The organism is Agromyces kandeliae, assembly GCF_009674665.1.
Lineage (GTDB): Bacteria > Actinomycetota > Actinomycetes > Actinomycetales > Microbacteriaceae > Agromyces > Agromyces kandeliae.
Map to the genome: position 1 here is coordinate 96,700 of NZ_WKJD01000002.1, position 13,715 is coordinate 110,414.

12 protein-coding genes are annotated in these 13,715 nt (G+C 72.8%); 8 read left to right on the forward strand and 4 right to left on the reverse strand.

Features of this window, described 5'->3' with window-relative positions; translation table 11 throughout:
- The first annotated feature begins 44 nt into the window (after positions 1 to 44).
- The 5 genes from GJR97_RS00510 to GJR97_RS00530 all read left to right on the forward strand — a co-directional run bounded on the left by GJR97_RS00510 (position 45) and on the right by GJR97_RS00530 (position 5,309).
- A complete protein-coding gene (locus GJR97_RS00510) occupies positions 45 to 1,373 on the forward strand; it encodes an ABC transporter substrate-binding protein (protein WP_154344604.1) in 1,329 nt (442 codons plus the stop codon).
- 9 nt (positions 1,374 to 1,382) lie between these two features.
- Positions 1,383 to 3,575 carry an alpha-galactosidase gene (locus GJR97_RS00515; RefSeq protein WP_324612933.1) on the forward strand — a complete coding sequence of 731 codons (2,193 nt, stop codon included), beginning with the start codon at positions 1,383 to 1,385 and terminating at the stop codon, positions 3,573 to 3,575.
- 7 nt (positions 3,576 to 3,582) lie between these two features.
- A complete protein-coding gene (locus GJR97_RS00520; protein ID WP_154344605.1) occupies positions 3,583 to 4,344 on the forward strand; it encodes a hypothetical protein in 762 nt (253 codons plus the stop codon).
- A 117-nt stretch (positions 4,345 to 4,461) separates the two neighbouring features.
- The gene (locus tag GJR97_RS00525) at positions 4,462 to 4,758 is read left to right on the forward strand and encodes a DUF1540 domain-containing protein (protein WP_154344662.1); all 297 of its coding nucleotides are present in this window, start codon (positions 4,462 to 4,464) and stop codon (positions 4,756 to 4,758) included.
- Between the two features lie 95 nt (positions 4,759 to 4,853).
- On the forward strand, positions 4,854 to 5,309 hold the full coding sequence (locus GJR97_RS00530) for a helix-turn-helix domain-containing protein (protein ID WP_154344606.1): 456 nt from the start codon (positions 4,854 to 4,856) through the stop codon (positions 5,307 to 5,309).
- A gap of 96 nt (positions 5,310 to 5,405) precedes the next feature.
- On the opposite strand, the gene GJR97_RS00535 is transcribed toward GJR97_RS00530, so the two are convergent.
- Both GJR97_RS00535 and GJR97_RS00540 read right to left on the reverse strand, forming a co-directional pair.
- Positions 5,406 to 6,014, reverse strand: a complete 609-nt coding sequence (locus tag GJR97_RS00535) for a ClpP family protease (protein WP_154344607.1) — start codon at positions 6,012 to 6,014, stop codon at positions 5,406 to 5,408.
- Complete coding sequence (locus GJR97_RS00540; protein WP_154344608.1) at positions 6,011 to 6,634, reverse strand: ClpP family protease; 624 nt, start codon at positions 6,632 to 6,634, stop codon at positions 6,011 to 6,013. Before GJR97_RS00540 ends, GJR97_RS00535 begins: the two co-directional genes overlap by 4 nt.
- A 211-nt stretch (positions 6,635 to 6,845) precedes the next feature.
- On the opposite strand from GJR97_RS00540, the gene GJR97_RS00545 reads away from it, so the two are divergent.
- The gene (locus GJR97_RS00545) at positions 6,846 to 10,670 is read left to right on the forward strand and encodes an adenylate/guanylate cyclase domain-containing protein (RefSeq protein WP_195760568.1); all 3,825 of its coding nucleotides are present in this window, start codon (positions 6,846 to 6,848) and stop codon (positions 10,668 to 10,670) included.
- An 18-nt stretch (positions 10,671 to 10,688) separates the two neighbouring features.
- Here GJR97_RS00545 and GJR97_RS00550 read toward each other — a convergent pair whose 3' ends face one another.
- Together GJR97_RS00550 and GJR97_RS00555 are read right to left on the reverse strand one after the other, a co-directional pair.
- The gene (locus tag GJR97_RS00550; RefSeq protein WP_154344610.1) at positions 10,689 to 11,831 is read right to left on the reverse strand and encodes a hypothetical protein; all 1,143 of its coding nucleotides are present in this window, start codon (positions 11,829 to 11,831) and stop codon (positions 10,689 to 10,691) included.
- A 212-nt stretch (positions 11,832 to 12,043) separates the two neighbouring features.
- Positions 12,044 to 12,565, reverse strand: coding sequence for a MarR family winged helix-turn-helix transcriptional regulator (locus GJR97_RS00555; protein ID WP_154344611.1), 522 nt, complete (start codon positions 12,563 to 12,565; stop codon positions 12,044 to 12,046).
- A 99-nt stretch (positions 12,566 to 12,664) separates the two neighbouring features.
- Here GJR97_RS00555 and GJR97_RS00560 point away from each other — a divergent pair, with 99 nt between their 5' ends.
- A complete protein-coding gene (locus GJR97_RS00560; protein ID WP_154344612.1) occupies positions 12,665 to 13,240 on the forward strand; it encodes an NADPH-dependent F420 reductase in 576 nt (191 codons plus the stop codon).
- Positions 13,241 to 13,412: 172 nt separating this feature from the next.
- The gene (locus GJR97_RS00565) at positions 13,413 to 13,706 is read left to right on the forward strand and encodes a hypothetical protein (RefSeq protein ID WP_154344613.1); all 294 of its coding nucleotides are present in this window, start codon (positions 13,413 to 13,415) and stop codon (positions 13,704 to 13,706) included.
- The last annotated feature ends 9 nt before the right edge of the window (positions 13,707 to 13,715 follow it).

Sequence of the window (13,715 nt, forward strand, 5' to 3'; positions counted from 1 at the left end):
CCCGGAGGCATCCGGGTGCACACCCCCACCGAGAAGAGGAAACCATGCGACACACGAAACGAGCGGTCACCGCAGCCCTGCTCACCTCCGCCGCACTCGCGCTGACCGGATGCGCCGCAGGCGACGCGTCGTCGAGCGGCGACGCCGCCTCGTGCGAGCCCGCCGGCGAGGACGTCACGCTCGAGTTCACCAGCTGGATCCCGGGCATCGAGGACGCCGTCGCGGCCTGGAACGACGAGAACCCCGACATCCAGGTCGAGGTGCAGACCGGTCCGAACGGCAACTCGGGCACCTACCAGAACTTCTTCAACCAGCTCGAGGCCGGCAATGCGCCCGACCTCGGCCAGATCGAGTACGACGCCCTGCCGAACTTCCGCGTGCAGGACGGCCTCGAGAACCTCGCCGTGTGCGAGGACGTCGTGGCTGCGCAGGACCAGTTCCTCGACTGGACGTGGGGCCAGGTCTCGCTCGGCACCGATGACGAGGCCTACGGGATCCCGCAGGACCAGGGCCCGATGGCGCTGTTCTACCGCAGCGACCTTTTCGAGCAGAACGGCATCGACGTGCCGACCACGTGGGACGAGTACCGCACGGCCGCGGAGGCGATCCGCGAGCAGGGCGGCTACATCACGAACTTCTCGCAGACCGACATCAACCAGTTCGCCGGCTTCGTCTGGCAGGCCGGCGGCGAGTGGTTCGCCAACGACGGCGACGCGTGGGACGTCGAGCTGACGAGCGACGCCTCGGTCCAGGTCGCCGAGTACTGGCAGGACCTCATCGAGAACGACCTCGTCTCGACCTACCCCGCGTGGACCGACGAGTGGAACAACGCCTACAACTCGGGCGAGGTCTGGACCTGGAACTCCGCCGTCTGGGGCGCCAACTCGATCGCATCGGGTGCGCCCGACACCGCCGGGAACTGGTCGGTCGCGCTCGCCCCGCAGTGGGCGTCGGGCGACGCCGCCGCCGGCAACTGGGGCGGCTCGTCGATCGCGGTCTTCAAGGGCACCGACCACCTCTACGAGGCGGCGAAGTTCGCGCTCTGGCTGAACACCTCGGATGAGGCGCTCACCATCCTCAACGAGCAGGCCGCGATCTACCCGGCCACGAAGGCCGGCCTCGAGCTGCCCACCCTCACCGCGGGCGTCGAGTTCTACGGCGGCCAGGCGATCTACGACGTGTTCGCCGAGGCGTCGACGCAGGTCGACCCCGACTTCGTGTGGGGCCCGACGATGACGCAGGTGTACGCCGACGTCTCCGACGGGTTCAAGGGCGCCGCCTCCGGCAGCAGCACGCTCGTGGAAGCGCTCGAGAAGGGGCAGGCGTCGACCATCGATGCGCTCGAGGCCCAGTCCATCCCGGTCGCGGAGTAACCTCACGCCGTGATCCATCACCTCCGTGCCGCGGGCGTCAGCCTCATCGTCGACGCCCGCGGCGCGGCCGTGCCCGCGGTGCTGCACTGGGGGAGCGACCTCGGAGCGCTCGCGCCGGATGCGCTCGGCGCGCTCGCCGCAGCGTCCGTGCCGGCCGTTCCGCCGTCGTCGATCGACACCCCGCTTCGGCTCAGCCTCGTCCCCACCATCGGCGAGGGCTGGTCCGGGCGACCGGGCGTGCAGTTCGCCCGCGACCCTGCCGCGGCGGACGGCCCGCTCGGGGCGGACGCGCTCCGCGCGCCCCGGTTCCGGCTTGACGCCGACTCGGTCGCGGCGCATTCGTCGACCGATGCCGCGGGCGGCACGATCACCTTCGAGGTCGTCGACGACGACGCCCGCGTGGCCGTCTCGTCGCGGCTCGAGCTCACGCCCGAGGGCGTGCTGCGGATCCGGCATCGCGTGGCCAACCGCGGCGAAGGCCCGCTCGCCGTCGCACGGCTCGCGACGATCCTCCCCGTGCCCGCCAGGGCGAGCGAGCTGCTCGACTTCAGCGGGCTCTGGGCGCGGGAGCGGCGCCCGATCCGCCGATCGCTCGACCACGGGGTGCACGCCCGCGAGTCCCGACACGGTCGCGGCGGGCACGACGACGCGTTCCTGCTCGTCGTCGGCACGCCCGGCTTCGGGTTCGGGCACGGCGAGGCGTGGGCGACGCACGTCGCATGGTCGGGCGACACCGAGGCCTGGGCGGAGCGCAGCGCGCTCGGCGCGGCGACGCTCGGCGGTGGCGAACTGCTCGCCCCGGGCGAGGTGGTCCTCGGGCCCGGCGAGGCGACGACCTCGCCGTGGGTCGTCGCCGTGCACTCGACGACGGGCCTCGACGGCCTCTCCGATCGCCTGCACCCGTGGATCCGCTCCTGGTCGACGATCGCGGGGCGCCCGCGCCCGGTCACCCTCAACACCTGGGAGGCGGTCTACTTCGACCAGTCGCTCGAGCGGCTGGAACCGCTCATCGACGCCGCCCGGCGGGTCGGCGTCGAGCGGTTCGTGCTCGACGACGGATGGTTCCTCGGGCGGCGCGACGATCGCCGCGCGCTCGGCGACTGGACGGTCGACCCGTCGGTCTGGCCCGACGGGCTCGGGCCGCTCATCGAGCGGGTCGCGTCGGCGGGCATGGAGTTCGGCCTGTGGGTCGAGCCCGAGATGGTCAGCGCCGACTCGGAGGTCGCCCGCGCGCATCCGGACTGGGTGCTCGGCCGACCGGGCGACCCCGAATGGCGCTGGCAGCGCGTGCTCGACCTGACCGCCCCCGGCGCGGCCGACCACGTGTTCGCGGCGCTCGACGCGCTGCTCGCGGCGCACGACATCCGCTACCTGAAGTGGGACCACAACCGCGACCTGCTCGGCGGTTCGGCGCACGCGCAGACCACCGCCCTCTACGCGCTCATCGACCGGCTGCGGGCGGCGCACCCCGGCGTCGAGATCGAGTCGTGCGCATCCGGCGGGGCGCGCATCGACCTCGGCATCCTGGAGCGCACGGACCGGGTCTGGACGAGCGACACGAACGATCCGCTGGAGCGCCAGCCGATCCAGCGGTACACGGGGGTGCTGGTGCCGCCCGAGTACCTTGGATCCCACCTCGGCGCCGAACGCGCGCATACGACGGGGCGCGCGTCCGACCTCTCCTTCCGGCTCGCGACGGCGCTGTTCGGCAGCGCGGGCATCGAGTGGAACCTCGCGACGGCGACCGATGCGGAGCTCGACGCGGTGGCCGCGTGGACCGCGACCCATCGCCGGCTCCGCAGCCTGCTGCACGGCGGCCGCGTGGTCCGCGCGGATGCCGCCGATCCCGCCCAGGTCGTGCACGGCGTCGTCGCGCCCGACCGCCGCCACGCCGTCGTGTCGATCGCCGTCGTCGGCACGCCAGTCGCCGCGCTGCCGCCGGCCGTGCGGATGCCGGGGCTCGACCCCGACGCCGAGTACCTCGTGCGGCGCGTCGACCTCGGGCCCGTCCGGACGATACAGGACACCGACCCGCCGTGGTTCGCGGACGGCGCGGTCCGCCTGCCCGGACGCGTGCTCGCCGAGGTCGGGCTGCCGATGCCGCTGCTCGCCCCGGAGCAGGCGCTCGTGCTCGAGCTCGTGGCCGACCGAGTCGATCGGTCCGCCCGCGGGGCTGACGGCGACGCCCCCGCTGCGGGATGATCGGGGCATGACCCTCCCCGTCCCCGGAGTTCCCGGCGAGTCCGACCAGCCCGGCGGCGACACGTATGCCGCGCTGCTCGTGCCGGCCTCGGCGGCATCGCGCGACGCCGTGCAGGCGGCGCTCCAGGAGTTCGCGTTCACGGGGTGGCTCGCACCCCCGTCGGTCGGCTGGGTCGTCGCGATCGCGGTGCCCGGCGATCGCGCGGTCGCGGCGGGCCGCCGCGGCGTGCTCGACGCGGGCGCCGCGATCGCCGAGTCACTGCAGGCTCCCGCGTTCGCGCTGCGCGTCCTCGTGGACCGCCAGCTCGTGCTCGCCGCGTGGGACGGCCGCGACGAGCTCGGTCGCTACTCGAGCGATCCGTCGCGCGAGCCCGGCGCTGACGAGGAGGTGCTCGACCAGCCCTTCGGCGCCGAGCACGCCGCGGCGTTCGCGGCCGCGGCCGGCGAGCCGGACGCGGCGGAGGAGCTGGAGGCGGTGCTCGCGGAGACGCTCGACCCCGACAGCGTGTTCGAGTCGGAGCGCCTCGCGCGCGTGCTGGGCATCCTCGGGATGCCCGGGTGGATCGTCGCGTCGGCCTCGCTGCCGAAGGACGTCCCCACCGGTCCCGCCGCCCGAGAGTTCGTCCGTCTCGGCGCGGGTGCGGCCGGGGCGTCGGGCATCGTGCGCGGGTGGATGACCGCGCGGGTGCGGAGCCGCACGACGCCGCCACCCGCGCTCGCCGACCCCCCTCGGGCGGACGATCCCGGCATCGACCCCTGGCTGCTCTGAGACGCCGATCCCGCCCGGCCGGTCGGACACGCACGACGGGGCTGGCCGTCCGGGCAGCGCGGGAGTAGCATCGCCCGCACCTGCCGGTCGGAACCGCCTGAGGAGGTCGCCGTGAGCATGACCCTCGACGAACTGCCCGCCGTCACCGAGTGCTCGGTGTCCGGGTGTTCCTACAACGACCACTCCCATTGCCATGCCGCCGCGGTCACGATCGCGGGCAGCGTCGGCGACGCCGAGTGCGCGACGTTCATCCCGCTCGGCACCAAGGGCGGCCTCGACAAGGTCGTGACGCACGTCGGCGCGTGCCAGCGGTCCGAGTGCGTGCACAACGAGGCGCTCGAGTGCACCGCGACGGCGGTGCGCGTCGGGCCGGGGGCGGTCGACGCCGACTGCCTCACGTACGAGACGGCGTAGGCGCCTCACCCCTCGCTGCGCGACGCGCGGCGACGCTGTTCTGCTGAGAGCGGATCGCCCTGTCGTGCGCGCGGCCGCGTGCGTAGCCTCGGCTCATGGGCGAGACGATCGAGTTCCCTGGTGCCGCTGCCGGTCGGGCGCGAGGGACGAGGCCGCTGTGGCGCGATGTGCTCGGCGACGTGCTCCGGGACGAGCGCCGCGAGCAGGAGCGCATCCTGACCGAGGTCGCCCGAACGGCGGGCGTGTCGCCGCAGTACCTGTCCGAGGTCGAGCGGGGCCGGAAGGAGGCCTCGTCCGAGGTGCTCGGCGCGGTCGCCGACGCGCTCGGCCTGGAGCTCGTCGACGTCGTGGGCCGGGTCGCCGGCCGACTCGCGGTGCGCGGGCCCGTGCGGGGCGAGCACCGGCACAGCGCTCCCGCCGGGACGGCCCTCCCCGTCGCGCCGGTCGCACCGGTCGCACCGGTCGCACCCGACCCCCGGGCCGCACATGCCACCCTCGCCGCCCTCGTCACCCCGATCGCCCCCGTCGACGCCTACCTCCTCGTCGCCTGACGCCTCGCCCCCGTCACCCGGTCCGCCGAGATGACGCGAATCGCGCTCGCCGGGCGCCGGAAGCGCCGTTCGCGTCATCTCGACGCCCCGGGTGGGTCAGGCCGGGGCAGGGACCGCGACGTGCGCGGCGAGCACGTGGTCGGCGAGGCCGTAGTCGACCGCCGCCTGCGCCGGGAGGATCAGGTCGCGGTCGGTGTCCACGCGGATGGCCTGCGGCGAACGCCCGGTGTCGGCGGCGAGCGCCGCCTCGAGTTCCGCGCGGACGCGGAGCACCTCGTCGGCGTGCAGGATCAGGTCGGGCACGGTGCCGCGGCCCTGGGTGGACGGCTGGTGCAGCGTCACGGTGCTGTGCGGGAGCATCGAGCGCCGGCCGGGTGCGCCGCCCGCGAGCAGCACCGCGGCCGGACCGCCGGCGCGTCCCACGCACGTCGTCGCGACATCCGGCCTGATGTGCCGCATCGTGTCGTACACCGCGAGTGCCGCGCTCGGCGAGCCGCCGGGCGAGTTCACGTAGAGGCTGATCGGCGACTCGCTCGAGTCGGAGGCCAGGTGGAGGAGCTGCGCGATCAGGACGTTCGCGACGCCGTCGTCGATCTCGGTGCCGAGGTAGACGATGCGCTCGGAGAGCAGCCGACTGTACACGTCGAGCGAGCGCTCGACGCCGCCGCGCTTCTCGACCACGTAGGGGATCGTGTAGGAGGTCATGCCGACACCCCCAGGCCCGCGACGGCGCGCGGCTCGAGCGGGAACAGCTCGTCGAGCCGCTCGGTCACGTGGTCGATGAACCCGTAGTCGACGGCGGCGTCGGCGGTGTACCAGCGGTCGCGGAGCGAGTCCTCGCGGACGCGCTCGACGGGTCGGCCGGTGTAGCGCGCGATCAGGCCGAGGACGGTGTCGCGCGTGTGCCGGAGGTCGTCGGCCTGGAGCTCGACGTCGACCGCCGTGCCGCCGATCCCCGCGGAGCCCTGGTGCAGCAGGATCCGCGAGTGGGGGAGCGCCGCGCGCTTGCCGGGCGTGCCGGCGGTGAGCAGGAACTGCCCGGCGCTCGCGGCCATGCCGATCGCGATCGTGGCGACGTCGTTCGGGATCGCGCGCATCACGTCGTGGATCGCGAGCATCGCGGGAACCGACCCGCCTGGCGAGTTCACCCAGAAGCGGATGTCGCGACGCGGGTCGTCGGCGGCGAGCGCGACGAGCTGCGCGCAGATGCGGTTGCCGCCGGCCTGGTCGAGCTCGTCGCCGAGCACGATGATGCGCTCGTGGAAGAGCCGCCTGGCCAGTTCGGCGTCGATGGGCTGGACGGGTGGGGTCTCTCGATCGGTCATGCGCCCAGCCTGCGCCGCGCGGCGCGGCGGTGGGGCGGATGCGGCTCACGGCAGCGCTGCTCACGGCAGCGTGCGGGGTCGTGGCCTAGATTGAGTTCACGGGAGGCATCCCCCGATGCGAAGGAGGCATCGTGTTCCTCGACATCCACGCGGTGCGATGCTCCGTGCGCGTGGATGCGTCCGCCGCCGAGCACGGTCCGGTGACGCGGCGATGAATCCCTCCGCCGCCGATGCATCGGACACCGACACGACCGGTGTGCTCCAGCCCTACGTGCCGCGCCTCGTGCGCTACTGGGACGAGGAGACGCCGGGGCGATTGCACCAGGCGGTCGAGGGCACCATGGTGCTCGTCGACATCTCGGGCTTCACGCGCATGTCCGAGCGCCTCGCCCGGCACGGCAACGTCGGTGCCGAGGAGGTCACGGAGGTGATCGACGGCACCTTCGATCGACTCCTCCCGGCCGCCTACGCGTTCGGCGCCAACCTGCTGAAGTTCGGCGGCGACGCGCAGCTGCTGCTCTTCACCGGCGAGGACCACCACCTGCGTGCGGCGGCCGCGGCCCACGACATGCGCGCCGAGCTGCGCCGGATCGACGGGTTCGCGACGAGCGCGGGCACGGTGTCGCTGCGGATGTCGGTGGGGATCCACAGCGGTACGTTCGACTTCTTCCTCGTCGGCGGGTCGCACCGCGAGTTCATCGTCGCGGGCCCGGCCGCGACGCGCACCGTGCAGATGGAGGGCGCCGCCTCGGCCTCCCAGATCATGCTCAGCCCGGAGACCGCGGGACTGCTGCCCCGTGCGTGCGTCGGCGCCGCCCGGGGGCCCGGCCGGCTGCTGAGGCGGGCCCCGCACGTCGAGCAGTCGGGGTTCCTCGCAGCCCGGACCCCGACGGTCGACCTCGAGCAGTTCATCCCCGTCGGACTCCGGCAGACGCTGCTGAGCGGCACCATCGATCCGGAGCACCGGCCGGCCGCCATCGCATTCCTGCACTACGTCGACTTCGACCGATTGGTCGCCGACGACCCGGACCACGCCGCCTCGGTCCTCGACGAGCTGGTCACCGAAGTCCAGCAGCACGCCGACGCGCACGGCGTGACGTTCCTCGCCACCGACATCGCCCCAGACGGCGGCAAGATCATCCTCACGGCCGGCGTGCCCGACACCGCCGGCAACAACGAGGAGCAGATGCTCCTCGCCGCCCGGGACATCCGCGTCGGCGCACCCGCCGAGTTGCCGGTGCAGATCGGCATCAGCTGGGGACACGTCTTCGCGGGAGCGGTCGGGCCCGCCTACCGGCGCACGTACACGATCATGGGCGACGCGGTGAACCTCGCCGCCCGCATCATGGACAAGGCGCCCCTCGGCGAGGTGTACGCCACGCGAGACGTGGTGGACGGGTCGCGGACGACCTTCGAGGTCCGCGCGCCCGAGCCGTTCACGGTCAAGGGCAAGCAGAAGCCGATCCAGGCACTTTCGGTCGGCGACCCCGAGGGCAGCCGCATCGCGGGGCGGGCCGCGAGCACGCCCCTGGTCGGCCGCGATGCGGAACTCGCGCTCCTCACCGGTGCGTGGGCCGACGCGCGAGCGGGCCGCGGCGGGGTCGTGGACGTCACCGCCGACGTCGGGATGGGCAAGTCCCGGCTCCTGCACGAACTGCTCGAGACGACGCAACCGGATCGCGTGATCACCGCCGAGTGCCGGCTCTACCAGACCGCGACGCCGTACTTCCCGTTCCGCACCCTGCTCCGATCGGCCTGGGGGCTCGAGGGCCTCGATCCCGAGGCGACCGCGGACGCCCTCGCCGAACTCGTGCGGACACGCGCCCCCGACCTCCTGCCGTGGCTGGCCCTGATCGCCACGCCGCTCGGGCTCACGCTGCCCGAGTCGCCCGAGGTCGCCCAGCTGGACGACCAGTTCCGTCCGCAGCGCACGCGCTCCGCGGTGTCGACGCTCCTCCGCGCCACCAACGATCGGCCCACCCTCTTCCTCATCGAGGAGGGGCAGTGGATGGACGAGGCATCCGGGGAACTGCTCACGGCGCTCATCTCGGGGATCGAGCCCATGCCCTGGCTGATCATCGTCAGTCGCCAGCCCGGCGGCCAGGGCTACGTCCCGGTCGACAGCGCGGTGGTCACGCACGTCGAACTCCAGCCGCTCGACATCGCCCATGCGAGGGAGCTCATCCAGCGTGCCACCGCCGGCACCCCGCTGCTGCCCAGCCAGGTGGACACGCTCGCCGCGCGGGCCGAGGGCAGCCCGCTGTTCCTGCTCGAACTGCTCCAGGTCCTGCGTGCGGATGCCGCGGTCGACTACCTCCCGCAATCCGTCGAGGGCCTCATCGGCGCTCGCATCGACCGACTCCCGCCCGCCGACCGGAACCTCCTCAGACGTCTCGCGGTGCTGGGCACCGGCTTCCGGCAGGAGCACATCCCGGCCGTCCTCGGCAGCGCCGCGGCGGAGCCGAGCCGCCAGGTGAAGACGCTGCGGCGCCTCGGCGGCTTCCTCTCCGTCGACGCGAGCGGGTGGGTGCAGTTCCAGCACAGCCTGATCCGGGACGTCGCGTACGCCGGCCTGCCGTTCAAGACCCGCCGGGAACTGCACGCGCACGTGGGCGACGCCATCGCCGGGTCGTCCGCTGATCATCCCTCGGGCCAGGTGGAGCTCCTGTCGATCCACTACTCCGAGGCGCATCGGTGGCCGGAGGCGTGGGCGTCCTCGCGCGAGGCGGGGGAACGCGCCAAGGAGATCTACGCGAACCTCGAAGCCGCGACCTTCTACCGGCGCGCCCTGAACGCCTCGCGGTACGTGCCGGATCTCGCGCCGGCGCAGGTCGCCGACGTCTCGGAGGCCCTCGGCGACGTGCTCGAGCTGGCCGGCCTCTTCGAGCAGTCCGTCGAGGCGTACCGGCAGGCGTCCCGCCTCGTCCGGGAGGATCCCATCCGCTCCGCCGACGTCCTGCTCAAGCGAGCCCGCGCGCGGGCGCGCACGGGGTCCTACGTCACCGCCTATCGAGACCTCACGATCGGTCGCCACCTCGTCGCGGAGATCGGGAGCGCCGAGGCGCTCCGTGCGACCGCCCGGCTGAACGCCCTGAACGCCCAGATCCGGCAGCTGCAGGAGCACATGCCCGCCGCGGTGCGCCTCGCCGAGCAGGCGATGGTGGAGGCCGAGGCGTCGGGCGAGCGGGAGGCCCTGGCACGTTCGTACCAGGTGCTCGACGCGGCGTACGTGATGCTGGGGCAGTCCTCGAAGGCGGTCTACGGCGAGCGCGCCCTCGCGATCTACGAGGAACTCGGCGACCTGCCCGGCACGGCGGTCGTGACGAACAACCTCGGGGGACAGGCGTACTGGCAGGGGAAGTGGGAGGACGCCGTGGGGTTCTACGCCCGCGCCCGGGACGCGTTCCTCCGTGCCGGGAACGAGGCGGAGGCGGCGACCTGCGGTGCGAACATCGGCGAGGTGCTCGTCAGCCAGGCGAGGTTCGACGAGGCCGAGGACGTGCTCGTCCCCTCGGTTCGCGTGCTGCGCGCGCACGGCCTGGTGGATGCCGCGATCTTCGCCGAGATCCAGCTGGCGCGGTTGCAGCTGCTCCGGGGCGACGACGGGGCGATGGAGCGCATGGTCGTCATTCGCGCCGAGGCGGTGCGGACCGGGCAGGTCCAGTCGGCGATCGAGGCCGGGATCCTCGTCGCACATGGGCTCGTGCTCGCCGGGAGGCCGGAGGACGCGCTCGACACGCTGGCCGAGACCGAGCACGGGGCCGGCGGCGAGGCCGAGCTCTACGGCAGCACCATCGCGCGGACGCGGGCACTGGCACTGGCCGCGCTCGGTCGCACTGCGGAGGCCCGCGAGGCGGTCTCAGGCGGGCTGGCCCAGGCACGCGAGCAGGGTCTGGCCTTCGAGGTGGCCCAGCTCCAGCTCATCGAGGCCGACCTCATCGAGGACCCGGCGGCGGCGGAGCCGATCCGCGCCGAGGCGGAGCGACTCCTCGGTGAGCTCGGCGTGGTGAGCACCACGCCGAACCTCCGGGGGTGACCCGTCCGGCCGGACCGGTCAGCGCATCTTCGGGTCGCCGATTCCGACGACGTCCCATGCGGTGCGCGTCTGCGTCGCTGAGTAGATCGTGGTGCCCTCCGAGACGATGCACCAGGTGTGACCGGTCGGGATCACCGAGGTGTCGATCGAGCCGGGCGAATCCGGTGTCGCGAACGGGTCGCCGGTGCACCAGGGCATGTAGACGAAGTCCAGCGGGCCGTCGTCGTCCTGGTCGTACTCCAGGTGGCTCGTGAACGGGTTGGACGAGTTCTGCGGAGCGAACTTCACCGTGCCCCGGTACGCGGCGGGCTGCGGGGGATCGACGTCGACCGGCACGAAGCTGAGCGTGCCCGCCCCGACATCGGCGGTGAGCGTGTAGGGCTTGAGCACGCAGTCGGATCCGTCGGTGTTCTCGAGTCGCGTGAACGTGCCGTAGACGGTGCCCTGATCGATCGTCGCGGTGCTGTTCTCCGCGGTGCACCCGAGCTCGCCGGTGAACCCCTCGAGCGTGAAGATCGTGTCGAACGCCGGGTCGTTGCCGAAGTCGGAGCTGCCCTCGAGCGACATCTCGCCGCTCAGCGGGGCGAAGGTCACGGCATCGAACGACCCCGACGGCTCGATCGTCAGGTAGCAGTTGTCGAGCGGGCCGGCATCCGGACCCGCGTCGGAGGCGTTGCGGCAATTGGCGATCGGCTGTGCGGCGGTCGCGGTCGCGGTGAACGGCGCGGTCGTGCTGCCGTCGACGCCCTCCCCTGGCACGATGCCGCCACCGGCGCGGACCTGGAAGGTGTCGACCTCGGTGCCTGCCTTCGACACGATGACGTCGACCTGGACGGAGCCCTTGAACTCGAGGTCGAGCGAGGCGAACACGGCATCGGGTACGCCCTCGAGGCTCACCGTCAGGTCCTCGGTGGCATCGACGCGAGAGCACGGCACTCCCGTGGAGCCGCCCGACTTGATGCCGATCGACCCGTCCTTCATGCCGGGACCCTGGTCGCTGCCGCCGATGGCGGCGAGCGGGCCGTTCACCGTGATCCGGCAGTTCTTCTGGGCCGTGATGGTCTGGGTGATCGGATCGCCGTCGTTGCTGTACACGAATCGGGTGCCGTCGCTGCCGAGATGCAGCCGGAGCGTCTCGTCGCCGGTGCCGGCAGCGCTCAACGCCGTCGCCCCGATTCCGAGCATGAGTGCCGCGGAAACCGCCGCAACCGTACCAAGTGATCGAACCACGTTCATCGGGGCCTCCCGAGCACAGGTGATCCGGGGGGCCGTGGGCCGTCCCTCGGGTCAGGATGCTGCTCATGCTAGCGACGCGCGTTCCTGGCCACGACCCTCGTACGGGGGCGCTCCGCCGAGCCCGGCGACGGCGCTGCTCAGCCGGCGCGTGCGATCGCGGGGCCCTCGCTGAACTGGCAGGCGGTGGCGGTGAGCCGCTCGTCGGGATCGAGGCGACCGAGCACCGCGCCGGCGATCTCGTAGAGCTGCCTCAGCTGCTCGGGCGAGAGCGCGTCCAGCACGTACTGGCGCACGGTCTCGACGTGGCCGGGTGCCGCGTCGTCGATGAGCTCGAGCCCGGCGTCGGTGATCGTGGCGTTGGTCGCGCGGCGATCGGTCGGGCAGGGGAACCGACGGATCAGCCCGCGTTCCTCGAGTCGACGTGCGACGTGGGAGAGCCGAGGGAGCGTGGCGTTCGTGCGCGCGGCGAGCGCCGTCATCCGCATCGTCCGCTCCGGGGCGGCGGCGAGCGCCATCAGCGCGGCGTACTCGAAGTGGGTGAGCTGCACGTCCTGCAGGAGCTGCTGGTCGAGCACGCCGGGGAGGAGTTCGGTGAGCGCGACGAGACGCACCCAGGCGGCCGATTCCTCGGTGTCGAGCCAGCGCGTGTCATCCGTCATGACTCCATTGTCGCACATTGGTTGACACGACAACTGATTTGCCCTATCGTGTTGGTTGTCGCAACAAGTAAACGCGTCGGATGGCGCGGGAAGGACATCATGACGACCGTCAGCATCATCGGGAACGGCAACATGGGCACCGCCATCGGCGGCATCGTGGCGGCCGGGGGCAACACCGTCGAGTACGTGGGTCGCGACGCGGCCGAGCCGGTCTCGGGCGACATCGTCGTCCTCGCCGTCCCCTACCCCGCCGTCGCCGAGATCATCGAGGCGCGGCGCGAGCAGCTCGCCGGCAAGGTCGTGGTCGACATCACGAACCCCCTGAACTTCGAGACCTTCGACTCCCTCGTGGTCCCGGCAGACGGGTCGGCCGCCGCGGTGATCGCCGCGGCGCTGCCCGAGTCGCGCGTGCTCAAGGCCTTCAACACGAACTTCGCCGCCACGCTCGCCGCGAAGACCGTCGGGGGCGCCCAGCCCACGACCGTCCTGGTCGCCGGCGACGACGAGCTGGCCAAGCGGGCACTCCTCGACGTCGTCCGCGCCGGAGGAGTGAACGCGGTCGACGCGGGCGCGCTGTCGCGCGCACGCGAGCTCGAGTCGGTCGGGTTCCTGCAGCTCACGCTCGCCGTCCAGGAGAAGGTCGGCTGGAACGCGGGCGTCGCCCTCGTCGCCTGACCCGCACCGCCCGTGCAGCGCCCCGGAGCCTCGGCCCCGGGGCGCTGCTGCGCGCCGTCCCACCACGCCGCCGCAACCCGTTGACTCGCCCCGGCTCCGGGAGGAACGTTGAGGTGACGGACCGCGATGCGCGACCGCGATCCGGCGCAGCACCAGCCGGGAGGAGAACGACATGAACGGCGACCCGCTGAACCCGTGGGAGGCGAAGGACCGACTCGGACCCGCCGGGGACCTCAACCCCGACAGCCCCGACCTCACCGGCACGATCAACACGGTCGGCCTCGGGGCCGCGTTCCCCGGCGACCGCGCGGCGGAGCGCGAGGCCGAGGACGCCGAGCAGACGGCCGCCGGCGGTGTCGGCGACACCGGCCCGGAGCCCGCCCCGGATGCCGACGACCTCGAGGCCGACAACGAGGTCGAGGAGGAGATGATCGAGACCGTCGACCCCGCGAATCCCCCCGACTGAGGGGCCGTT